At 67.3% G+C, this 22961-nt stretch carries 23 protein-coding genes; 12 read left to right on the top strand and 11 right to left on the bottom strand.

Annotation, left to right across the window (positions count from 1 at the left end):
* The first annotated feature begins 82 nt into the window (after positions 1–82).
* A complete protein-coding gene (locus J2W22_RS19145; protein WP_373423002.1) occupies positions 83–538 on the top strand; it encodes a MaoC family dehydratase in 456 nt (151 codons plus the stop codon).
* Positions 539–560: 22 nt separating this feature from the next.
* Positions 561–1739, top strand: a complete 1179-nt coding sequence (locus J2W22_RS19140) for an acetyl-CoA C-acyltransferase (RefSeq protein WP_307119879.1) — start codon at positions 561–563, stop codon at positions 1737–1739.
* A 449-nt stretch (positions 1740–2188) separates the two neighbouring features.
* Here J2W22_RS19140 and J2W22_RS19135 read toward each other — a convergent pair whose 3' ends face one another.
* Positions 2189–2494, bottom strand: a complete 306-nt coding sequence (locus tag J2W22_RS19135) for a GIY-YIG nuclease family protein (RefSeq protein ID WP_307119878.1) — start codon at positions 2492–2494, stop codon at positions 2189–2191.
* Positions 2495–2740: 246 nt separating this feature from the next.
* Here J2W22_RS19135 and J2W22_RS19130 point away from each other — a divergent pair, with 246 nt between their 5' ends.
* The 3 genes from J2W22_RS19130 to J2W22_RS19120 all read left to right on the top strand — a co-directional run bounded on the left by J2W22_RS19130 (position 2741) and on the right by J2W22_RS19120 (position 4832).
* On the top strand, positions 2741–3691 hold the full coding sequence (locus J2W22_RS19130; protein ID WP_307119877.1) for a glucokinase: 951 nt from the start codon (positions 2741–2743) through the stop codon (positions 3689–3691).
* Between the two features lie 45 nt (positions 3692–3736).
* A complete protein-coding gene (locus J2W22_RS19125; protein WP_307119876.1) occupies positions 3737–4219 on the top strand; it encodes a pyridoxamine 5'-phosphate oxidase family protein in 483 nt (160 codons plus the stop codon).
* Between the two features lie 238 nt (positions 4220–4457).
* Complete coding sequence (locus J2W22_RS19120; protein ID WP_307119875.1) at positions 4458–4832, top strand: YkvA family protein; 375 nt, start codon at positions 4458–4460, stop codon at positions 4830–4832.
* A 105-nt stretch (positions 4833–4937) separates the two neighbouring features.
* Here J2W22_RS19120 and J2W22_RS19115 read toward each other — a convergent pair whose 3' ends face one another.
* Complete coding sequence (locus J2W22_RS19115) at positions 4938–6170, bottom strand: polyhydroxyalkanoate depolymerase (protein ID WP_307119874.1); 1233 nt, start codon at positions 6168–6170, stop codon at positions 4938–4940.
* 273 nt (positions 6171–6443) lie between these two features.
* Here J2W22_RS19115 and J2W22_RS19110 point away from each other — a divergent pair, with 273 nt between their 5' ends.
* Positions 6444–8222: an ABC transporter transmembrane domain-containing protein gene (locus J2W22_RS19110; RefSeq protein ID WP_307119873.1), complete on the top strand. Its 1779-nt coding sequence runs from the start codon at positions 6444–6446 to the stop codon at positions 8220–8222.
* A gap of 50 nt (positions 8223–8272) precedes the next feature.
* Here the strand turns inward: J2W22_RS19110 and J2W22_RS19105 are convergent, their stop codons facing one another.
* Together J2W22_RS19105 and J2W22_RS19100 are read right to left on the bottom strand one after the other, a co-directional pair.
* Complete coding sequence (locus tag J2W22_RS19105; protein ID WP_307119872.1) at positions 8273–9169, bottom strand: SDR family oxidoreductase; 897 nt, start codon at positions 9167–9169, stop codon at positions 8273–8275.
* Positions 9170–9213: 44 nt separating this feature from the next.
* The gene (locus J2W22_RS19100) at positions 9214–9951 is read right to left on the bottom strand and encodes an SDR family oxidoreductase (RefSeq protein WP_307119871.1); all 738 of its coding nucleotides are present in this window, start codon (positions 9949–9951) and stop codon (positions 9214–9216) included.
* A 118-nt stretch (positions 9952–10069) separates the two neighbouring features.
* Here J2W22_RS19100 and J2W22_RS19095 point away from each other — a divergent pair, with 118 nt between their 5' ends.
* On the top strand, positions 10070–10963 hold the full coding sequence (locus J2W22_RS19095; protein WP_307119870.1) for a LysR family transcriptional regulator: 894 nt from the start codon (positions 10070–10072) through the stop codon (positions 10961–10963).
* Here the strand turns inward: J2W22_RS19095 and J2W22_RS19090 are convergent.
* A complete protein-coding gene (locus J2W22_RS19090) occupies positions 10944–12938 on the bottom strand; it encodes a sensor histidine kinase (RefSeq protein WP_307119869.1) in 1995 nt (664 codons plus the stop codon). The two genes, J2W22_RS19095 and J2W22_RS19090, sit on opposite strands and share 20 nt — an antisense overlap.
* A 173-nt stretch (positions 12939–13111) precedes the next feature.
* Positions 13112–13537 (bottom strand): organic hydroperoxide resistance protein, encoded by a 426-nt coding sequence (locus tag J2W22_RS19085; RefSeq protein WP_307119868.1) that lies wholly within the window; start codon positions 13535–13537, stop codon positions 13112–13114.
* Between the two features lie 136 nt (positions 13538–13673).
* Between J2W22_RS19085 and J2W22_RS19080 the strand changes: the two genes are divergently transcribed.
* Positions 13674–14111: a MarR family winged helix-turn-helix transcriptional regulator gene (locus J2W22_RS19080; protein ID WP_307119867.1), complete on the top strand. Its 438-nt coding sequence runs from the start codon at positions 13674–13676 to the stop codon at positions 14109–14111.
* A 290-nt stretch (positions 14112–14401) separates the two neighbouring features.
* Complete coding sequence (locus J2W22_RS19075) at positions 14402–15571, top strand: saccharopine dehydrogenase family protein (RefSeq protein WP_307119866.1); 1170 nt, start codon at positions 14402–14404, stop codon at positions 15569–15571.
* Here J2W22_RS19075 and J2W22_RS19070 read toward each other — a convergent pair.
* From J2W22_RS19070 to rnr, 3 genes are all read right to left on the bottom strand, one after another.
* A complete protein-coding gene (locus tag J2W22_RS19070; RefSeq protein ID WP_307119865.1) occupies positions 15560–15877 on the bottom strand; it encodes a hypothetical protein in 318 nt (105 codons plus the stop codon). The two genes, J2W22_RS19075 and J2W22_RS19070, sit on opposite strands and share 12 nt — an antisense overlap.
* Entirely contained in the window at positions 15874–16290 is a 417-nt protein-coding gene (locus J2W22_RS19065) for a hypothetical protein (RefSeq protein ID WP_307119864.1), read from the bottom strand. Before J2W22_RS19065 ends, J2W22_RS19070 begins: the two co-directional genes overlap by 4 nt.
* Positions 16291–16360: 70 nt before the next feature.
* On the bottom strand, positions 16361–18601 hold the full coding sequence (gene rnr, locus J2W22_RS19060; RefSeq protein WP_307119863.1) for a ribonuclease R: 2241 nt from the start codon (positions 18599–18601) through the stop codon (positions 16361–16363).
* A 54-nt stretch (positions 18602–18655) separates the two neighbouring features.
* Here rnr and glpD point away from each other — a divergent pair, with 54 nt between their 5' ends.
* Genes glpD through J2W22_RS19045 form a run of 3 tightly spaced genes read left to right on the top strand, consistent with a single transcriptional unit; the run spans position 18656 to position 20824 of the window.
* Complete coding sequence (glpD, locus tag J2W22_RS19055) at positions 18656–20107, top strand: glycerol-3-phosphate dehydrogenase (RefSeq protein WP_307119862.1); 1452 nt, start codon at positions 18656–18658, stop codon at positions 20105–20107.
* Positions 20104–20433 (top strand): hypothetical protein, encoded by a 330-nt coding sequence (locus J2W22_RS19050; RefSeq protein WP_307119861.1) that lies wholly within the window; start codon positions 20104–20106, stop codon positions 20431–20433. Before glpD ends, J2W22_RS19050 begins: the two co-directional genes overlap by 4 nt.
* A gap of 58 nt (positions 20434–20491) precedes the next feature.
* A complete protein-coding gene (locus J2W22_RS19045; RefSeq protein WP_307119860.1) occupies positions 20492–20824 on the top strand; it encodes a PilZ domain-containing protein in 333 nt (110 codons plus the stop codon).
* Between the two features lie 333 nt (positions 20825–21157).
* Here J2W22_RS19045 and J2W22_RS19040 read toward each other — a convergent pair whose 3' ends face one another.
* Positions 21158–22159, bottom strand: a complete 1002-nt coding sequence (locus J2W22_RS19040) for a pectinesterase family protein (protein WP_307119859.1) — start codon at positions 22157–22159, stop codon at positions 21158–21160.
* Positions 22156–22758, bottom strand: a complete 603-nt coding sequence (locus tag J2W22_RS19035) for a TIGR02466 family protein (RefSeq protein ID WP_307119858.1) — start codon at positions 22756–22758, stop codon at positions 22156–22158. The genes J2W22_RS19040 and J2W22_RS19035 overlap by 4 nt, the downstream gene beginning before the upstream one ends.
* Positions 22759–22961 lie beyond the last annotated feature (203 nt).

Raw genomic sequence — 22961 nt, 5'->3', positions numbered from 1 at the left:
AAATTTCCGGTCGGGCGAGGCTTGCGGGAGCCCCTCCCGGTTCACTAGATGGGGCCCAACAAGAGCGGCGGGAGCGGGATCCTTGGCGACGATCACGGTGCAGGAGATGGCCGAAAGCATCGGCACCGAGCGAGTCTCGGACTGGGTGGAAGTCACCCAGACGATGATCAACACCTTTGCCGAGGCGACGGGCGACCACCAGTTCATCCATGTCGATCCGGTCCGCGCCGCGCAGACGCCGTTCGGCGGCACGATCGCGCACGGATTCCTGTCGCTCTCGCTGATGCCGATGCTCGCCGCCCGCACCGATACGCCTGCCATCGAAGGCGTGAAGATGGGCGTCAACTACGGCGGCAACAAAGTCCGTTTCATGCAGCCGGTACGCTCGGGCAAGCGCGTCCGCGGCCGCTTCAGGCTGCTCAAGTTCACCGAGCGCAAGCCCGGCGTCTGGGAGCAGGTCCAGGAATACACCCTCGAGATCGAAGGCGAGGAGAAGCCCGCTTTGGTCGCCGAGTGGATCGCGCTCGTCTACGTCTGAGATCCCAAGAGAAGGAACCACCATGTCTCGCTCCGCAGTCATCGTCTCGACCGCCCGCACCGGCATCGGCCGCGCCTATCGCGGCGCGTTCAACGCCACGCCGGCGCCGACGCTCGGCGCCCACGCGATCCGCGCCGCCGTCGAGCGCGCCAAGATCGATCCGGCGGAAGTGCAGGACGTCGTATTCGGCGCCGCGCTCCAGCAGGGCAGCACCGCCGGCAACATCGCCCGCACCGCGCTGCTGCGCGCCGGCCTGCCCGTCTCGGTCGCCGGCATGTCGGTCGACCGCCAGTGCGCCTCGGGCCTGATGGCGATCGCGACGGCCGCCAAGGAGATCATCGTCGACAATATGGACATCGCCATCGGCGGCGGCCTCGAGTCGATCTCGTTGGTGCAGACCCCGGCGATGCGCGTCGAGCCCGATCGCGAGCTGCTCGCGATGCACGGCGACATCTACATGCCGATGCTGCAGACCGCCGAAGTCGTCGCCAGCCGCTACGGCATCGGCCGTGACCGGATGGACGCCTATTCGCTCCAGTCGCAGCAGCGCACCGCCGCCGCCCAGGCCGCGGGCAAGTTCGACGACGAGATCGTGCCGGTCACCGCGACGATGAACGTCGTCAACAAGGAGACCAAGGAAGTCTCCCAGAAGGAAATCACCCTCGCCAAGGACGAGGGCAACCGCGCCGACACCACGATCGAGGGCCTGCAGGCGCTCAATCCGGTGCTGCCGAACGGCACCATCACCGCCGGCAACGCGTCGCAGCTGTCGGACGGTTCGTCGGCCTCGGTGCTGATGGAAGAGAAGCTCGCCGAGAAGCGCGGACTGCAGCCGCTCGGCCGCTATGTCGGCATGGCCGTCGCCGGCACCAAGCCGGACGAGATGGGCATCGGCCCGGTCTTCGCGATCCCGAAGCTGCTCGAGCGCTTCAACCTGAAGATGGACGATATCGGCCTGTGGGAGCTGAACGAGGCTTTCGCGGTGCAGGTGCTCTATTGCCAGGACCAGCTCGGCATCCCGAACGAGCTGCTCAACGTCAATGGCGGCGCGATCTCGATCGGCCACCCGTACGGCATGTCGGGTGCCCGCATGACCGGCCACGCGCTGATCGAAGGCAAGCGCCGCGGCGCGAAATATGTCGTCGTGACGATGTGCATCGGCGGCGGCATGGGCGCGGCCGGCCTGTTCGAGGTGCTGTAAGCCTCATTGAAAATTGACGCCTGCAGGATTATAGAGATCTTGCAAGTGACATGGAGTTCGCTCCGTTCGATATGGGCCTCGGTCGTGGCAGCGATCGGGGCCCAAATCGTTCGGGGCTCGGCTGGCAGGCCGAACCCCTCCCGTCGTGCTTACTTGGAGCGCGCTACCTCCACGACCTTGAGGATCAAGGTCGCAAAGGCGAACAACGCCGCAAGGATCAGGCACAAGTCAGCAAGACTCATACGCTTTCTCCGTTAGTGTCGGCGGGCGCAGCGATAAACGATGTCTGAAGCCCGCGCGTCACTATCCGAAGCCCGCATCGGGCCCGCGTAAGTGGTTCGTCCGCATCACCCCTAACCGTCACCCCGGCGAAAGCCGGGGCCCAGAGTTACCCTGCCCAAGCAATTGCGACTCTGGGTCCCGGCTTTCGCCGGGATGACGATGGAAGCTCAGGGCAAGGGGTCGAAGCCAAGATCTTCGGCGAGATCGCGCCAAATCGGATTGCACGCCTCGATCAACGCGATCTTCCAAGCTCGCTTCCACTCCTTGATGCGCTTTTCGCGAATGATGGCGGGCTCCATCTCCTCATGTACTTCGTACCAGACAAGGCGATTGCAACCGTGCTTGGCGCTGAAACCCGAGAATGCCTTTGTCCGATGCTGATAGATGCGGCCGGGAAGGTCCGACGTTACGCCAGTGTAGAGCGTCCCGTTGCGACCACTCGCCGTGATGTAAACGACCGGAGTCTTGTCCATCGAACGCATCCCGTGAACTTGCGGCTCGCCACTCCCACATAGCGCAGGCCGCCAAAAGGATATCTCCAAGCGGCTCGATCGATGTAAACTCCCGTTGCAACAAAACTCGCTTGCACCGGGCGTCGACTTCGCCCTACCCTCCTGACAACGCTGCCAATCGCAACCTTATTGCTTCTGTAACCAGTGTTAGCGATAACAGATTTCGGACTTCGCAAAGCGGGGCCGACAAAAGGAGGGGTGCCGCCCATGGGCGAAGGCTTGGCTTTGGTGGCCGATATCGGCCGCCAATCGGTGCGATTCGGGCTGACCGGCGGAGACGCAGGGATGGCGCCGCGAGACATCCGCCGTTTCTCGACCAGCGAGCACCCCACCTTCACCAGCGCGCTCGTCACCTATCTGGGCGCCCTCGGCCTGCAGGATGCGCGCCTGCCCAGCGTGCTGGCGGTAGCCGGCGCGGCGCGCGGCGACCTGATCAACCTCACCGGCAGCCGCTGGTACATCTCGCTCTCCGGCGTCGAGGCGGTGCTGCGCGCGCCGCCACGGGCGCTCAACGAATGCGCGGCCAACGCGCTGGCGCTCACCACCCTGCCGGCCAGCGCCTTCACCGCGCTGCACGGCCCGCCGCCACGTCCGGTCGAGCCCGGCGGCAACTATGTCGTAATCGGCACCGGCACCGGCCTCGGCGTAGCGGCGCTGATCAGCGCGGGCGACCGGCTGGTGCCCGTCCAAAGCGAAGCCGGCCATGTCGCCTTCGCCCCGCAGACCGCCGATGAGCGCAAGTTCGCCGAATTCTGCCGCACGCGCGGCCATGCGCTCGATGTCGAGACCCTGATCAGCGCCCCCGGCCTGTGCCTCGCCTATGAGGCGCTGTCGGGCGGCGCCAAGCCCGGCTCGCCCGAGGAAGTCACCCGGAACACCGCGCGCGATGCCACAGCAGCGGCAGTCGTCCGGATGTTCGTCGAGCATCTCGGCAGCTTCGCCGGCGACCTCGCCCTGGCCTTCGGCGCCTGGGACGGCGTGTTCCTCACCGGTGCGATCAGCCGTGCGCTCCATCCGCACCTGATGGATCCGGCCTTCCGCCGTCGCATGGAGGGCAAGGCCGCCTTCCGCCGCCAGCTGTCCGAAGTGCCGGTGGCTCTGGTCAACCGCAACGATCTCGAGCTGATCGGTGCCGCCGCGGCCTATGGGAACGCCTGAGGCTTCCTGCCGGTTCTCTCCCTACACCCCGATATGGAGAGCATCATGGCCGACGTCACCGAACTCAAGCAGCATCTCTGGAAGAAGCTGGCCGACAGCCCGTTCGTGATGGTTGGCCTAATCGACAGCCAGCAGCACCATATCCCGCTGACCGCCCAACTCGACGAGGATCAGGTCGACACGCTCTTCTTCTTCGCCGGCAAGGACAACCGCCTGACGCCCGGCGGCCGCGCGATGGTGCATTTCGCCGCCAAGGGGCATGACTATTTCGCCTGCCTCGACGGCGACCTCCGCGTCGACAACGACTTCGCCCAGATCGACAAGCTGTGGAACCGCCATGTCGAAGCCTGGTTTCCGGGCGGCAAGGACGATCCCAACCTCGCCCTGCTCCGCTTCGACATCGACGGCGCCGAGCTGTGGGAGGCGGACATGTCGCTGGGCGGCATGGTGAAGATGCTGTTCGGCGGCAAGATCAAGGGCGACGAGGAAGGCAGCCACGCGGTGGTCGATACGACTGCGGCTTCCTGACCGTATAGCGAACGCCATCGCCATCCGACACCACAACCGTCATCCGCCCACAATCGTCATCCCGACGAAAGTCGGGATCTCAGGCGGTGGCGCGGGACAAGAGCCGCACGAGATCCCGGCTTTCGCCGGGCTGACGGATTATACTGTGACGGATTGTGGTGCGACGGATTGCGCTTTGACGGATGGGCACCGACCGGTTTGGCTTGACGCTGGCAGCGGCCCAAGCCACCCCTTCCCCATGTCCGGCCCGTCGCTCGCCCATCGCATCCGCACCGAAGCGCATGCCGTCTGGTTCGCGGTGCGCGATCCGCGCACCCCGCTGGTCGCCAAGCTGGTCGGCCTGCTGGTCGCCGCCTATGCGCTGTCGCCGATCGACCTGATCCCGGATTTCATCCCGGTGCTCGGCCTGGTCGACGATGCGATCGTCATTCCTCTGGGGGTATGGCTGTTCGAGAAGCTGATCCCGCCCGCCCTGTTCGCCGAGCACCGCGCCCGCGCCGAGATCGAGACCCAGCGCCCGGTCAGCTGGCCAGGCGTGCTGATCATCGTCGCGATCTGGGCGGCGGCGGCATGGCTGATCTGGAGCGTGGTCGCGACCAGCGAATATAACTGAAGGCCGCCCCCCGAACCGCAATCGTCATCCCGGCGAAAGCCGGGATCTCGTGCGGCTCCTTCCCCGCATATTTGCCTGAGATCCCGGCTTTCGCCGGGATGACGTTTAGGCGGAGTGCGTCGCCATCCATTCCACCAGCACCGGCGCGATGCGGTTGCGCCACTTCGAGCCGTTGAAGATGCCGTAATGGCCCACGCCCTGGGCGAGGTGATACTGCTTCAGCGAATTCGGCAGCGCGGTCGCGATGGTCAGCGCCGCCTTGGTCTGGCCGATGCCCGAGATGTCGTCCTTCTCGCCTTCGATCGCGAGGATGCCGACATCCGTGATCGCCGCCGGATCTACCTTGCGGCCGCGATGCGTCATCTCGCCCTTGGGCAGCGCATGTGCCTGGAACACCAGGTCGATCGTCTGGAGGTAGAATTCCGCGGTCATGTCGCAGACCGAGCGATACTCCTCGTAGAACTTCATCGTCGACTCGGCACCCTCGTCATCGCCCTGGACGAGATGCTTGAACATCTCCCAGTGCGAAATCATGTGGTTGCCGAGGTTCATCGTCATGAACCCCGCGAGCTGCAGGAAGCCCGGATAGACCTTCCGGCCAGCCCCGGCATAGGTCATCGGCACGGTGGCGATGACATTCTGTTCGAACCAACTGAACGGGCGTTCGGTGGCGAGCGTGTTGACCGCGGTCGGCGCCTCGCGCGTGTCGATCGGGCCGCCCATCATGGTCAGCGTCGCCGGACGGTTCGGGTGGTTGTCGGCGCTCATCACCGCGACGGCGGCATAGGCCGGCACCGAAGGCTGGCACACCGCCAGCACGTGCGGGCGCGGATCGCCGTCCTTGCCGATAAAGGCGAGGAACTCGACCAGGTAATCGATATAGTCGTCCAGGTCGAAGCGGCCATCGGCCGTCGGCACCAGCTTCGCGTCGCGCCAGTCGGTGATGTAGACGTCGGCCACCGGCAGCATCCGCTCGACCGTGCCCCGCAGCAGCGTGGCATAGTGTCCGGACATCGGCGCGACGATCAGCAGCTTGGGGCCGCCTTCCACGCCTTCACGTACGAAGCGCTTGAGCTGGCCGAACGGCTTGCGCAGCACGATCTCCTCATGGACGTCGACCTGCTTGCCGTCGATCTCGGTGCGGTCGAGCGCGAACTCCGGCTTGCCGCGCGGGGCGGAGGCATGCGCGAACACCTCGAGCGCCGAGGCCATCACCGGCCCGCCGCCGAAATAGGCGAACGGATTGGCGGGATTATTCAGCAGCCCGGCGGAGAAGTTTGCCAGCGCGCTCGCACCTGCGAGAAGCGAGCGCTGAATCTCATAAGCGTCGTACAGCATTGCGTCCCTTCCGCCGTCCCCCTCCCCATCACGGCGGCGGCTATGTTAGCGTTATAGGCGAGCGGTGCTGCGGTGCAACGGCGCCCGGTATCAGAATGCGACAAATTGAGGTCGGGTTCCCGTACCCGTGTTACGAAAACCGTAGCGAGAACCCACTAACCCTCTCTGTGCATTCGATTAAACCGGCATCCCACGCTTTGAATGAATTCGCGGCAAGGATCCTCCGCCAAACGACAGTTTCCCTGCCCCCGCAATCGCGCTAGTCCGCCCCGCATGGCCGAACCCGTCCCGCCGGCGCCGCAGAAGCGCAAGCTCTCCAACCTGCTCGTCGTGTGGAGCTTCACCCGGCGCTATCCGCTCCAGCTGCTGATCGCGATGGTCGCGCTGTTCGGCTCGTCGGTGACGACGCTGCTGGTCCCGCGCACCTTCCAGCTGATCATCGATCACGGCTTCGCTGCCGGTGTCGACCCCAGCCGGATCGGCATCTATTTCGAGGGGCTGTTGCTCGTCGTCCTCGCGCTGGCGGTGTTCACCGCGGTGCGCTTCTACTTCGTCTCCTGGCTGGCCGAGCGCACCGTCGCGGACCTGCGCATCGCGGTGCACCGCAACCTGCTGCGCCTGCCGCCCAAATGGTTCGAGGAGAACCGCCCCTCCGAGATCGCCTCGCGCCTCACCGCCGATACCGCGATCGTCGAGCAGGTGGTCGGCTCCACCGTCTCGATGGCGCTGCGCAACCTGCTCACCGGCGCGGGCGGCGTGATCTACCTCTTCGCGCTCTCGCCCAAGATCGCCGCCTATCTGATCGTCGGCATTCCCGTAACAATCCTGCCGATCGTCTGGCTCGGCAGCCGCGTCCGCCAGCTCTCGCGCAACAGCCAGGATCGCGTCGCCGATGTCGGCTCGATCGCATCGGAGACGCTCGGCGCAATGCGCATCGTCCAGGCCTTCGGCCAGGAGACGCGCGAGGGTGAACGCTTCGAGGGCGCCGTCACCCGCACCTTCGAGGCCGGCAAGCGCCGCTTCGGGCTGCGCGCGGTGATGACCGCGCTGGTGATCGGCGCGCTGTTCTCCGCGATCGTGCTGATCGTCTGGGCCGCCGTCGCCGATGTCGCCGCCGGGCGCGCTTCGGGCGGCTCTATCCTGGCCTTTGTGCTCACCGCCGGCCTGGTCACCGGCTCGTTCAGCACGCTGACCGAAGTCTATGGCGACCTGCTGCGCGCCTCGGGCGCCGCCAGCCGCCTGGCCGAGCTGCTCCAGGAACAGCCCGACATCGCCGCCCCGGCCAATCCGGTCGCCCTGCCCCAGCCGCCCCAGGGCGCGCTGGTCTTCGACCATGTCACCTTCCGCTACCCGAGCCGCCCCGAAGTCTCGGCGCTCAGCGACTTCTCGCTGGATGTCCGGCCGGGCGAGACGGTGGCGGTGGTCGGCCCCTCGGGTGCCGGCAAGTCGACGCTATTCCAGCTGCTCCAGCGCTTCTACGATCCCGAGGGCGGCGAAGTCCGTATCGACGGCGTGCCGATCAAGTCGGCCGACCCGGCAGACGTCCGCGCCCGCATGGCGATGGTGCCACAGGAGACAGTGATCTTCGGCGCCTCGGCCCGCGACAATCTCCGCTACGGCGCCTGGGATGCCAGCGACGAGCAGATCTGGGCCGCCGCCCAGGCCGCCAACGCCGCCGACTTCCTCCGCGCCCTGCCCGAGGGGCTCGATACCTTTCTCGGCGAAGGCGGCGCCCGCCTGTCGGGCGGCCAGCGCCAGCGCATCGCCATCGCCCGCGCCCTGCTTCGCGACGCCCCGATCCTGCTGCTCGACGAAGCCACCTCCGCGCTCGACGCCGAGAGCGAGCGTCTGGTGCAGGACGCGCTCGAGCGGCTGATGGAGAACCGCACCACCCTGGTCATCGCCCACCGCCTCGCCACCGTCCGCGCCGCCGGCCGGATCATCGTGATGGACGAGGGCCGCATCGTCGAGACCGGCACCCATGCCGAGCTGGTCGCCCAGGGCGGCCTCTACGCCCGCCTCGCCGCGCTGCAGTTCAACGAGGCAGCCTGACGCGAAAAGGGCCCGCACGCCGGCGGGCCCTTTCCCGATCGTGCGACCGCTCAGACCAGCTTGGCCGGCTTGAGCAGGTCCGACATGCCCACGCGGTGGAGCATCTCGGCGCGCACCCGGTCCATCACGCCGAAGGTGATGTCGGCGCCGTCCTGGCTCGGGTCATAGTGGAGGCGGAACGGGCGGGTGCCGAATTCCATGCCGACCAGGTCGACGATCTCCTCGGCCACGCCCGCCGGATCGGCATCCTCGGGGACGATCTCGCCGAACGCCTTCTGGATGATCGCGCCGAAGTCCTTGTACGGGCCCGCCTCATATTCGGCGAGGCGCGCGGCGTCCGCCGGGCTGCCCGAATGGGCGAAGTGGTTGGTGCCCTTGGTGAAGGCGCCGGGCACGACGATCGAGGTCTCGATCCCCCAGCGGCTCAGCTCGCGGGCATATTGCACCGCCAGCGCATCCATCGCCGCCTTTGCCGCGAAGTAGGGCGAGAGATAGGGCGGCGTGCCGCCCGCCGAGCTGCTGCTCGACACCCACACCAGCAGCCCCTGCTTCGCCGCCCGCATGTGCGGCAGCGCGGCGCGGTTGACCCGCTGGGTGCCCAGCACATTGACGTCGTACTGCTGGGCGAACTGCTCCGGCGTGAAGCTCTCGGCCGGCCCGAACATCATGTGCCCGGCATTGTGGACCAGCACGTCGATCCGGCCGCTCTCGGCGATGATCTTCGCCACAGCCGCCTCGGTCGAAGCCTCGGACTGGACGTCGAGCTCGATCGGGCGAAGGTCGCTGCCCGGGATGGCGGCAAGCTCGGCGGCGTTCTTGGCATTGCGCCCGGCGACGTCGCGCATCGAGGCGTAGACGATGTGCCCGGCCCGGGCGAGCGCCTCGGCGGTCAGGCGGCCGAAACCGCTGGAGGCACCGGTGATGAGGATGATCTTGCTGTTCGACATGATGAATTCCTTTCGAAGATAAGAGCTTGGGGAGAGATGTGGGATCAGATGATCCCGCCGTTCGCGCGCAGCACCTGACCGTTGATCCAGCTGCCGTCCGGGCCGGCGAGGAAGGCGACGGCGCCGGCAATGTCCTCGGGCTGACCGAGGCGCTCGAGCGGGGCGGCCTTGGTGAGCGTGTCGATCACCGACTGGGGCTTGCCGTCGAGGAACAAGGCCGTGGCGGTCGGCCCGGGGGCGATCGCGTTCACCGTGATGTTGCGGCCGCGCAGCTCCTTGGTGAGGATATGGGTCATCGCCTCGACCCCGGCCTTGGTGGCGGCATAGACCGCGTAGCTGGCGGGGCGCAGCCCGACGACGCTCGACGACAGGTTGATGATCCGCCCGCCTTCGCGTAGCCGCTTGGCCGCCTCGCGCAGCGTGTTGAAGCTGCCCTTCAGGTTGATCGCGACCTGGCTGTCGAACAGCGCGTCGTCGCTTTCGGCCAAAGTCGCCAGCTTCATGATGCCGGCATTGTTGACCAGCACGTCGACCCCGCCGAACGCCGCCTGCGCCGCGTCGAACATGCGGGCCACCGCCGCCGGATCGCTCACATCGGCCTGGGCCGGGATGGCCGAGCCGCCCGCCGCCTCGATCTTCGCGACCAGCGCCTCGGCCTCTGCAGCGCCGCCGGCATAGTTGACGACGACGGTGAAGCCGTCCTTCGCCAGCCGCTCGGCGATCGCAGCGCCGATGCCGCGCGAAGCGCCGGTGACGATCGCAACTTTCTTGTCCGTGTTCATCTTCGCATCTCCACTTGGCCCGGGACCGTCCCGAGCGGTGATGCTTAGATGCCCGCTGGCGGACCGAAGATAATCAGCCTAGATACGGCAACATTGTTCGCAATGATGGAATAGTGGAATGGACAGGCTCGATGCGATGCGGCTCTTCACCCGGGTGGTCGACCGGCGCAGCTTCACCCAGGCGGCACACGATCTCGACCTGCCGCGTTCGACCGCGACCCAGGTGATCCAGCAGCTCGAGACCCGGCTCGGCGTGCGGCTGCTCCAGCGCACCACCCGAACCGTCCGCCCCACCCTCGATGGCGAGGCCTATTATCGCCGCTGCCTCGCGATCCTCGACGATATCGAGGATGCCGAGGGCGCCTTTCTCGGCGCCGTCCCGCGCGGCATGCTCCGGATCGAGGTGCAGGGCACGATCGCCCGCCACTTCCTCCTGCCCGGCATCCCGCACTTCCTCGACCAGCATCCCGGCATCGAGATCTCGATGAGCGAGAGCGACCGCTGGGTCGACATCGTGCGCGAAGGCGTCGATTGCGTGCTGCGCTATGGCGCGCTGCCCGACAGCGACCTGGTCGCGCGCACCGTGACGATGCTCGACCGGATCACCGTCGCCGCCCCCGCCTATCTCGCCCGCCACGGCACGCCGGAGACGCCCGACGACCTCGCCCGACACCAGGCGGTGTCGCTGCGCTCGCTCACCACCGGCGCGCTGACACCCTTCGAGTTCGTCCGCCCGCACGGCGTCGAACGGATCGAGGTCGCCTCGCCCTTCTCGGTCACCGGCACGGAGAGCTATCGCGACGCGGTGCTGCTCGGGCTCGGGCTCGCCCAGATGCCCGTCTTCCACATCGAACGCGACCTGGCCGAGGGCCGGCTGGTCCGCGTGCTTGCCGAGCATCCGCTGCCCAGTGCGCCGATCTCGATCCTCTATCCCCGCAGCCGCCAGCTGTCCCCGCGCGTGCGGCTGTTCATCGACTGGGCGGTCCAGCGCTTCACGGCGCAGGCCGGCTGACCTCCTGATCCTCCACCGACGCCGCCGGCAGGGTGAAGCAGAAGGTCGCGCCGCCGCCCTCGCCATTGGCCGCGCTCATCGTGCCGCCATGCGCCTCGACGATGCGGCGCGAGATCGACAGGCCGATGCCCATCCCCGCCCCCGCCTTGGTCGAGGTGAAGCGCTCGAACAACTGGTCGAGGATCGCCTCGGGCACGCCGGGGCCGTCGTCGCGGAACAAGATCTCCACCCATTCCTCATCGTTCCGATAGGCGGCGATCGTAATCCGCCCGCGATGCGGCGCGCTCGACCGGATCGCCTCGACCGCGTTGCGCAACAGGTTCACCACCACCTGCTGCACCTGGATGCGGTCGATGAACACGCAAAGGTCCTCGGGTTCCACCGCCAGCTCGATCTCGACATGGTGCGCGCTGGTGCCGGCCAGCACCAGCTGGATGGCGTCGTCGATCATCGGCACCAGCGGCTCGACGCGCTTCTCCACGTCGCGGTGCTGGGCGAATTCGCGCATCCGCCGGATGATCTCGCCGGCGCGCACCACCTGTCCGCGCGCCTGCTCGACCATCTCGGGCGCCGGACCCTGGTCCTCGCGCTGGTTCAGCACGAAGCCCGCTGCCGACAGATAGTTCACCGCCGCGGTCAGCGGCTGGTTCAGTTCATGCGCCAAGTCGGCGGCCAGCTCGCCCATCGCATTGTGGCGCGAGACATGGGCAAGCTGCGCGCCCAGCCGCGCGACATGCTGCTCGGCGGCAAGCTTCTCGGAAAGATCGCGCGCGAACAGGGTGAAGCAGGTCTCGTCGTCCATCCCTTGCAGCAGCGCGCCGCGCAATTCGAGCGGGAAGCGCGATCCGTCGAAGCGCACGCCCTCGCCGGTCAGCAGGAACTCGGGCGCCTTGCGCGCCAGCAGCCCGGCAAGCTTGTCGCGTTCCTTGTCGCCGAGATAATCGGCCATGTTGCAGCCCGGCCCCATTTCCGGGGGAACGCCCCACAGCCGGGCGGCGGCGGCGCTGAAGTCCTTCGAGCGCCCCTCGCCGTCGATCACGATCACCGCGTCGGGCACGCCGGCCAGGATCGAGCGGAGCTGCCGCTCGCGCAGCAGCACCGCCTCGTTCTGCTGCTTGGCACGGCGCAGGCCGATGCCGAGCAGCAGCAGCACGATCAGCACATTGCCCACCACCACCAGGAAATGGGCCTCGTTATGGGTGAGCAGCCGGCCGCCGACGCTGAGCAGCGCTATCAGCGAGGGGAAGACCGGCAGCACGATGATCGCCGGTGAGAGCTGGCGCAGCAGCGTATATTCGAAACCCAGCTCTTCCTGCTGCCGCCCCCGCTCGTTGAGCCCACTCTCGTTGAGGATGTGCAGCACCATCGCCAGCGCCATGGTGAAATTGGGCAGCGCCGAAGCGGTCGAGCGGCCGATAAAGGTGGGCGAGAGGTTGGTCGGGTCGGTGACCGTCATCGTCATGGTCAGTACGGAGAGCCCCAGGCTCGCGCTTGCCAGCAGCACCACCCAGGTGCGCGCGAAGGCCGACCGGCTGGTCATCAGCAGGATGGCGATGCAGTTGAGGATGAAGATCGCCACCGCGCCCAGGCCGGGGATTCCGCGGTTGGTCACCTGCAGCGCCGCCACCTGCCCGGAGAACAGCAGCCGCTCCAGCCCCAGGTCGAGCCGCGCGGCATATTGCACGACGATCAGCAGCAGCAGCGCCAGGGGCACGGCAGTCACCGCCCGCGCCACATTCCATGCACCGCGGTGCGCCAGCAGCGCCCCGATCGCGATCAGCAGGAACAGGGCGGCGGTGAGCGGGGCGATGGCGTAATGGGGATTGCCGAACCCGCGCAGCACCGGGATGACGAGGATCCAGCCGAGGATCGGCAGGGCCGGGCACAGGATCGAGACGAGAAGCAGCCCGGTCGCCCAACGATCCGCTGCAATGCTCCCCCTTGCCCCGCTGTCTTCGGCCGTTGCGATATCCATCGCTTCCTTCCCCCGCCCAGGCCGTCGGGCGCCCGTCATGTCGACTCGCTTATGGCGAATTTACCACATGTCTGCAGCCTTCACTTTTGCGCAGATTAAGGGCCCCGCCAGCCCGGGAAAATTGCGGAGGTTCCGTATTTCCCGGGCGGCAGGGCCTTTGGAGCGGGGATGTTTCAGGCGATGGTCAGGCCCACGTCGATATTGTTGCGGGTGGCGTTCGAGTAAGGGCAGATCTGGTGCGCGGCCTCGACCAGCTTCTCCGCATCGGCACGCTCGACGCCCGGCAGGTTGATCTCCAGGTCGGCGGTGATGCCGAAGCCGCCTGCCGCACGCGGGCCGATGCCCACCGTCGCGGTCACGGTCGTCTCGGCCGGAACCTTGAGCTTCAGCTGCTGGCCGGCGACCTTCAGCGCGCCGATGAAGCAGGCAGAATAGCCAGCGGCGAACAGCTGCTCGGGATTGGTGCCCTCGCCGCCGGCACCGCCCAGTTCCTTCGGGGTCGAGAGCTTGGCGACGAAGCGCCCGTCCTCGCTGCGGGATTCGCCGTCGCGGCCGCCGTTCGAGGTGGCGCGGGTGGTGTACAGGACATTGACGGACATGCTCGGTCTCCTCATTTAGTTCGCGATATCATTTATCGCGATACATATTAGCTAGGGACCGAGTCGGGGCTTGTCCAGCAAAATCGTTATCGCGATATAGATTTTTGATGATATTGGCCCTGCCAAGGAGATGAACATGCCCGCCGCGATGCCGCTCGACGACCAGCTCTGCTTCTCGCTCTACGCGACCAGCATGGCGATCACCCGCGCCTACAAGCCCATGCTCGACCAGCTCGGCATCACCTATCCGCAATATCTGGTGCTCCATGCGCTGTGGGAGCAGGACGGCCGCACCGTCGGCGCGATCGCCGATCGGCTGGCACTCGAATCGAGCACCGTCACCCCGCTGGTGAAGCGGCTCGAGGCCGCCGGCTTCGTAACCCGCGAGCGCAATCCCGAGGATGAGCGTCAGGTCCAGGTCCGCCTGACCCCGCGCGGGCGCGAGATGCGCGAGGACTGCGGCTGCCTGGCCGAGGAGCTGCTGGTCCGCTCCGGCATGAAGGGCGAGGAGCTCGGCGCGCTCAATCGCGAAGTGAAGACGCTGTGGCAGGCGCTGCGCGAGGCAAAGGGCTGACCCAACTCCTTCTCCCCTCGCCATCTAACCGTCATCCCGGCGAAAGCCGGGATCTCGGGCGAGGGAGCATGCGGCCTGAGATCCCGGCTTTCGCCGGGATGACGAGTGAAAGAACCATACCGCCTCTTCCAAAATAGGATTTCCTCTGCTTCACTGCCCATCGCTCGAAAAGGCCCGTGATCGGGGAATCGGCAGCCCGCCGCTCTCCCACGCGTTAATAAGGGCGATTCAAGAGATTCAATGAATCGTTCGACCAGACGGTTGAACGTCGAGGAGCAGGAACCGGGAAAATGGCAGACCGCGAATTCGATATCATCGTCTATGGCGCCACCGGCTTCACCGGCCGCCTCGTCGCCGAATATCTCGCCGGCCAGTATCCCGACGTGAAATGGGCGATGGCCGGCCGCTCGCTGACCAAGCTGCAGGAAGTCCGCGACGAGATCGGCGCGCCAGCCGGCACGCCCCTGCTCACCGCCAATGCCGACGATCCCGCCAGCCTCACCGCGATGGTCGCCCGCGCTTCGGTGGTGATCTCCACCGTCGGCCCCTATCAGCTCTATGGCGAGGCGCTGCTCGCCGCCTGCGTCGAGACCGGCACCGCCTATGTCGATCTGTGCGGAGAGCCCGCCTGGATGGGCCAGATGATCCGCAAGTATGAGGATGCCGCCAAGGCCAGCGGCGCGCGCATCGTCTTCTCCTGCGGCTTCGATTCGATCCCCTTCGATCTCGGCGTGTGGACCGCGCAGCAGGCGGCGATCGCCCGCTTCGGCAAGCCGGCGCCGCGGGTGAAGGGCCGGGTCCGCGCGATGAAGGGCACTTTCTCCGGCGGCACCTTCGCCAGCGGCAAGGCTTCGATGGCGGCCGCGGCCAAGGATCCCTCGATCCTCAAGCTGATGATCGATCCCTTTGCGCTGACCCCGGGCTTCGCGGGGCCACACCAGCCCAATGGCATGGTCCCCTATCATGACGAGGCAGTCGATGCCTGGGTTGCCCCCTTCATGATGGCGGTGATCAACACCAAGAACGTCCACCGCTCGAACTTCCTCGCCGGCCAGCCCTATGGCGCCGACTTTCAGTATGACGAGATGCTGATCGTCCCCGGCCTGGGCGAGATCGGCAAGGCGGCGGCCGAGGCGCTGGCCAAGATCAACCCGATGGCCGCCGACAAGGGCCCGGCGCCGGGCGAGGGCCCGAGCAAGGAGGAGCGCGAAACGGGGTTCTACGACCTGGTCTTCGTCGCCGAGATGCCCGACGGCCCGCGCCTGTCGGCGACGGTCAAGGGCGACAAGGATCCCGGCTATGGCTCGACCAGCAAGATGATCGCCGAAAGCGCGCTCTGCCTGCTCCGCGACGTGCCGGCCGAGGGCAAGGGCGGCATCTGGACGGCCGGCGGGCTGATGCCCGAGCCGCTGGTCAAGCGGCTCGAGGCGAATGCCGGGCTCAGCTTCTCAGTAGAGTAGAGTGATCAGCCCCGCGGCGAGGAGGCACAGCGCGATGACGATGGGGACCAGGAAGGCGCGGGTGCGGTCCTGGCTCCGCTGCCAGGCGACGATGTCGAACCAGTAGCGGCCCGGCCCCGCGTCCCGGACGATCCCGGCGCGGCGCATGCGCTCGAACTGGGTACGCTCGACGGGCCGCTGCGGCACGAAGGGAACCGCCTCCTCGGCGGTCACCGCGTGGAGGGCAAAGAAATGGGCACGGATCCGCCGCTGCGCCCCTGCGGCCAGCGCCCCGATGATCGCCGGGGCGCCGGAAGCCGGGATCACTTCGGTGCGGCGGGCGTGGCAGCCGGCGCCGGCGGGCACTTGTTCACGACAGGGCCCTTGGCGAGCTTGGTGTCGTCGAGCGAGTCGACCCGCATCGAGACGCCGGTGTCGAAGAATTGCGGCGCGGTGCCGCAAAAGCCGCCGACCAGGGCGGTCGAGATGTCCGCGGGGGTCAGCCCGGTGCGCCAGCCCTTGGGGCCATCGACGGTGAGGACCAGCGTGTTGGCCTCCGCGGTGATGGCCTTGAGGGTGATGCCACCCTCGAAGGTCTGGCCGACGGCGCCCTGCATGTTCTTGGCGAAGTCGGCCGCGGTCGGCTTGGCCTGGGCGGCAGGCGCCGGCGCGGTCTGGGCGGCGGCGGGCAGAGCCGGGGCGACAACGAACGCGAGAGCGAGGATGATGGGCTTCAGCATTGGGTCGATTCCCCCGGGAATGTGGAAGCGGGAGCATAAAGGCCCCCGCCTCGGGGTCAATGAACCCAGATCAACGCCGCTTCCCATTGTGGCGGATATTGGCCGGCCGGCCGCGCCGCTTGATCGGACGGGGACGGCCCTTGTGGACCCGGTCCCGCTCGAACGCCGAGGGTCCCGCCGAGCCCTTGCCGTCGGGCAGCTCGAAGCGCAGCGCCCCCGAGACCGGATTGGCCTCGACCAGCCGCAGCTGCAGCCGCATGCCGATGAAGAACACGTCGCCGCTCTCGTCGCCGACCAGCCGCTGCCCCGCCTCGTCGTACCGGAAATATTCGGTGCCGAGGTCCCGCGCCGCGACCAGCCCGTCGCCGCCGACGCCGTCGACGGTGGCGAAGAAGCCGAAGCTCTGCACCCCGGTGATCCGTGCATCGAGCACCTCGCCGACATGGTTGGCGAGATAGGCGGCGACATAGCGGTCGATCGTCTCCCGCTCGGCCTCCATCGCCCGCCGCTCGAGGCTGGAGATGCTCTCGCCGATCCGCTCCACCGTCGCGGCCTCGTCCTGGGTCAGCCCGCCCGGGCCAAGATCATAGGCGTGAACCAGCGAGCGATGGACGATCAGGTCGGCATAGCGGCGGATCGGCGAGGTGAAGTGCGCATAGCTGCCGAGCGACAGGCCGAAATGGCCATGGTTCGCCGGTCCGTAAGACGCCTGCATCTGGCTGCGCAGCACCTGCTGCATCACCTGCTCGCGGAAGTCGCTCTCGCCCACCCGCTTCAGGATGTGGTTGAACGTCGCCGGCTTGATCACCTGCCCAAGCGCGAACTCGATGCCGAAGGTCTTGAGATATTCGCGCAGCGCGACGAGCTTCTCCCGGGCTGGCGGCTCGTGGATGCGGTACATCACGGGTGCCTTCTTGGCCTCCAGCGCCTTCGCCGCCGCAACGTTCGCCGCGATCATGTAATCCTCGATCAGCTTGTGGGCATCGAGCCGTTCCCGGGGAGCGACCGAGAGGATTCGCCCCATCTCGTCGAGGACGATGCGGCGTTCGGGCAGGTCGAGATCGAGCGGCTCGCGCTTGTCCCGCGCCTTGTTCAGCGCATGCCAGCAGCCCCAGAGCGGCTTGAGCGCCACCTCGGTCAGCGGATGCTCGATCTTGCCGTCGATCGCCGCCTGGGCGTCCTCATAGGCGATGTTCGCCGCGATGCTGACCACCGCGCGGGTGAAACGCCAGCTCTTCAGCTCGCCTTGCTTGCCGATCTGGAGATGACAGGCCAGCGCCGCCCGGTCCTCGCCTTCCTTGAGCGAGCAGACCTCGGCCGAGAGGATCTCGGGCAGCATCGGCACGACGCGGTCGGGGAAATAGACCGAGTTGCCGCGCTTGCGCGCCTCGCGGTCCAGCTCCGAGCCGGGGCGGACGTAGAAGGACACGTCGGCAATTGCGACCACCGCCTTCCAGCCGCCTTCGTTCTTCGGATCGGCGTCGGGGGCGGCCCAGACCGCGTCGTCATGGTCGCGGGCATCCGCAGGGTCGATCGCGACGATCGGCAAGTGGCGAAGGTCCTCCCGCTTGCCGAGATCGGTCTTCGACACCCGCTCGGCTTCGTCGAGCAGGTCCTCGGAGAAGATATTGGGGATCGAGTGGCGATGGATCGCGATCAGCGAGAAGCTACGCGGGGCAAAGGGATCGCCGAGCACTTCGACCACCTTGGCGGTGATCCGCGGCGGGCGGCCGGTCTTCTCGGCGAGGACGAGATCGCCCTGCTCTGCGCCGCCGGCATCGGAGACCGGCCAGTTGCGCCGCTCCTTCTTCTCGACGCCCTGCAGCCAGAGCCGCCCGGCCTCTTCCTTGAGCACGCCAAGCATCAGCTCCTCGCCGCGCGCGAGCTTCTTCATCGGATGGGCGATCCAGCCGTTGCCGGCCTCTTCGGTGCGGGCGAGGATGCGGTCGCCTACGCCCAACGCCGACCGCTTGCCGCGCGCCTCGCGAACGCGGAGCCGCGGCACGGGCACGCCTTCGGCCTCCCACCGCTCGGGCACCGCCCAGGTGGTGTCGCCGTCGGCATCGGTGATGCGCAGCACGGTGACCTTGGGCACGCCGCCCATCTTGTGGAAGGCACGGCCCGGGGCGACGTCGATCAGCCCCTCGTCGCTCATGTCCTTGAGCAAGGCCTTGAGCAGGATCTTGTCCTGCCCGTGCAGCCCGAAGGCCTTGGCGATCTCGCGCTTGCCGGCGGGCGTGTCGGAATTGGTGATGAAATCTAGAATCTGCTGCCGCGTGGGCAGCCCTGCTTTATGTTTTGGTTTTGCCATTGGACCCCAAGATAAGGACTCGCGAGCCGCATGCCAACGCCGTAGCGTAGTAGCGTGACATATGACCTGCTCATCGTCGGCGGCGGGATCAACGGGTGCGCGATCGCCCGCGAGGCCTCGCTGCTCGGCCTCAAGATACTGCTCGTCGAGAAGGACGACCTGGCCAGCCACACCAGCTCGGCCTCGACCAAGCTGATCCATGGCGGTCTACGCTATCTCGAGACCTATGAGTTCCGCCTGGTCCGCGAGGCGCTGCACGAGCGCGAGCGGCTGCTGGAAGCCGCGCCGCACCTGATCCGCCCGCTCACCTTCGTCCTGCCCCACGCCCATGCGCTGCGACCCTGGTGGATGGTGCGGGCAGGCCTCTATCTCTATGACGCACTGGCGATAGGCAGCAATTCCACCCTGCCCCGCTCGCGCGACCTGACCGCGCGGGACAAGGCCTTCACCGATCCCCTCGCCGGCGAGCATCGCGGCTTCGTCTATTCGGACTGCCGCGTCGACGACGCCCGCCTCGCCCTGGCCAATGCCGTGGACGCCGCTGCCCACGGCGCCGAGATCGCCACACGGACCGAATTGCTGAGCGCCCGGCGCGAGGGCGGAAACTGGCGCGCCGAGCTTTCCGATGGGCGCATTGTCGAGGCGCGCGGGTTGGTCAATGCGGCCGGCCCCTGGGTGCGCAAGCTGCTCGACACGCTGGCTATCGCTAATCATTCGCAGATCCGGCTGGTCAAGGGCAGCCACATCGTCGTCCCCAGGCTCTTCGACGGCGACCATGCCTATATCTTCCAGCAGCCCGACCGGCGGATCGTCTTCGCCATCCCCTATGAGGGCGGGTTCACCGAGATCGGCACCACCGACATACAGGTCGACCGGCCCGAGGATGCCGTGTGCACCGAGGAAGAGAAGACCTATCTCTGCGAGTCGGTGAACCGCTATTTCACCCGCCAGGTCACGCCCGTCGACATCGTCTGGAGCTGGTCCGGGGTGCGGCCGCTGCATGATGACGGGGCGGCCAAGGCGCAGTCGGTGACCCGCGACTATGTCCTCGAACTCGACGACAAGGGCCCGCCCCTGCTCTCGATCTTCGGCGGCAAGATCACCACGGCGCGTGCACTGGCCGAGGACGCATTGGCGAAGATCGGGCCGGTGCTGGGCGCCACGGTCGAGCCGGTGACCCGGGCCCGCGTCTTCCCCGGCGGCGCGATCGCCGACTTCGACAAGTTCGTCGCGCAAGCCAAGGCCCGCTGGCCCTTCCTGGGCGACGCCCGGGCCGAGCGCATGGCGCATGCCTATGGCTGCTGCCTCGGCGACATGCTGAAAGGCGTGACGGACCTGGGCGAGGATCTGGGCGCGGGCCTGACCGCCACCGAGATACGCTGGATGCGCGACCAGGAATGGGCCCGCACCGCCGAGGATGTGCTGTGGCGCCGGAGCAAGCTGGGGCTGCATGCAGGGCCGGAGCTGGCGGCGAGGGTCGAAGCGATATTGAAGGAGCAATCATGATCGCCACGCTCGCCGCGCTCGCGCTTGCGGTGCAGCCGCAATGCCGAACCGTGCACGGCCGGCTGTCCGCGGCAAACGGCAATCCCGCCTTGCGCATCTGGGTGATCGGCACCCGGCGCGTGCTCGGCGTCGATGCCGATGAGGATCTCTCGCTCACCCAGCTCCCAGCCAATGTCCGCCGGCTCTGGCTACCCACAGGCGACTTGTTCGGCGCAAGCGTATATGGCGACTTTCGGGTCTGCTCCCGGGAACCCCAACGGCCCGGCGTGATGCAGAGGGTTCGCGTAACTCATGCCCGCAATCTGGTGCTGGGGCCGTATCGCTGATCACCTTAAGTGCTTGTTAAACCGTCCAAGGCAGGGTGCAAGCCGGGGCGGAGAGAGAATGGCGACCAAATTCTCGCAATATCGGGCAGTGGCGCCTGCGCTTGTCGAACAGCGCGGGGCGACCCGGCATCGCATCCTCGTCACCCGAGCCACCGTCACCAAGCGCGGCAACCGCCCGGTCGAGGCGATGCTCCACGACCTCTCGGTCTATGGCTGCCGCCTCGCCTGCGCCGTGGCGCATGGCGAGGGCGACCGGGTGTGGCTGGCCCTGCGCGACGACCAGCCGGTTCCCGCCACCGTGGTGTGGAACGACGGCGCCCATATCGGCTGCCGCTTCGACGATCCGATCGAGCGCAGCCTGGTGCGGCAGCTCACCCTGGTGATCTGCTGAACTTCCTACACGGCGGGGGGGATTCGCCCGCGGAAGTTCACAAAGTTCGCACCAATGGCGATTTTCCCGGGCGCCTATCTTCCCTGTTTTCCCGGATATGCGCGCGATCCCGCAACGATCTTGCGCTCGGCTTCTCCTAGATTTCCCACAGGTTGAAAGAGCGGCGGAATTGGCTTCCAGCCCGGTGAGGGAAACAGACGAAATCCTACATTGCAATGCGCTTCTGTTTCCCCGGCGAAGGCCGGGGCCCAGACCAAGAAGTGCGCGGCGAAGACGCGCCAGGGCGCGTGACTTTCAAGTCTGGGCCCCGGCCTTCGCCGGGGAAAGAAGGAGTCAGAAGCCGATCACATTCGCCCGGGTGAAGCGGCGCGCCTCCTCCGCTGTCAGCAGCTTGCGGTCCCCACCTGCCGGCCCCGCACCCGGTCCCTTGCTCGCATATTCCCAAAGCCGCGCCTCGGGCGGGGTAAGGCGGCGGGGTTCGCCATCGGGGCCCTTGTAGCCCATCCAGGTCCAGCCTTCGCGGCGGATATGGGCGTCCATCCAGCAGTTCAGGAACGCCGCCTGGCCGAGCAGCGCCATGTTGCCGCCGGCACGCCAGGGCCGCCCGAGCCAGGTCGAATTGACGGGCACCCCAGCCTCGCGCTTCAGCCGGCAGTCGGCGAAGACGAGGCCGAATTCCTGCGCCGCCGGGGTGCTGGGCGCGGCGACGAAGCCGAAGCTCTCGGCACCCGGCACATGGCGGGTGACGATCTCGCAGCGCTCGAACCAGGCCGCGGCGCCGCCGAAGATGAAGTCCACCCCGCCGACGATGCGGGTATCGGTGACCAAGGTGCGGGTGTGGAGGTAGAAGCTGTCCTGATAGCCGAGCAACGCGCAGCGATCGACCAGGGTGCGATCCGCCTCGCGGCCGATCGCCAGCGCCACCGCCTGGGCACCGTTGCCGGCACCGTCGCGGCGGGCACCGATATAGTCGAAGCTGTTGCGGATGGTCAGGCCGCGCAGTGTGACGTCCGGCGCTGCGATGGTCAGCGTGCCCGAGCCGCCGGTACCCCAGGTCCCGCCGCCGGGTTTCGCCGTGCCGGCCGCGGTGCCGTACTCGAGCACGGTGCCGGGACTACCCTGGATCGTCACTCCGGCCGCGCGAACCGTCAGCTTCTCGGTGAAGATGCCGGGCTTGAGCAGGATCCGGTACGGACGCCCTGCCCGCTCCGCCTCGGCCAGTGCCTTGCCGAGGGTGCCGGTGGCGGGATCGACCACCGCGTCCCAGGCCTCGCCCGCCTTCGCTGCGAGCGGCAGGCTCAGCGCGCCGGCGAGGAAGGCGCGCCGGGCGGTCATCCCCAGCGATAGTTGAAGCTGATGCTGATCCGCGGCTCCTTGCCCGAGCCGGGCGGGACTTCGTGGCGCAGCCAGCTTTCCCAGAGCAGCACGGTGCCGGGCTCGGGGATGATCTCGATGAAGCTCTGCAACGCCTCGGGCGCATCCTCCAGCCGCGGCGGGGCGGCCATCATCATCGCCAGCCTTGGGTCTTCGAGCTTGAGGCCGCGCGAACCCTTGGGCAGCGACACATAGAGCGTGCCCGAGACGACGCTGTGCGGATGAATGTGCGCGCTGTGCCCGCCCTTGCCATCGAGCACGTTCACCCAGAGGCTGTCGAGCTTGAGCTTCTTGCCACCCAGATTGAAGGCACAGGCCTTGGCGAACTTCGCGACATGCTTGTCGAGCAGGCGCTTCAGGTCCGCGAAATTGGGGTCGCGGATCGGCAGGTCGTCGAGCGAGGCGTAGCTGGTGTAGCCGCGATAATGATTCTCGCGGCACCAGCGGCGGCCGGCCATGTCGTCCTCGGCGAGCTGGAGGCAGGAATCCTCCAGCGCCTCGATCAGGTCGGGGTCGCCGAGCGGCTGCTCGTAGAGCTGGGTGGCGAAGAGCGTGCGCATCAGGGCGTCATCCCGACGCAAGTCGGGATCTCATGCGGCCCTTTCCCCACGGCCAATCCAACCGTCACCCCGGCCCTGTGCCGGGGTCCACCGGGAGGCGAGACATGGGCAAAAGGGGTGAAGGACAGTCGGTGCGGCACCGTGGACCCCGGCACAAGGCCGGGGTGACAACGTATATTTGGCCGAGCGTCCACACCCTCGCC

Source organism: Sphingomonas kyeonggiensis (assembly GCF_030812785.1).
Lineage (GTDB): Bacteria > Pseudomonadota > Alphaproteobacteria > Sphingomonadales > Sphingomonadaceae > Sphingomonas > Sphingomonas kyeonggiensis_B.
This window is presented reverse-complemented; position numbering and strand designations above follow the sequence as displayed.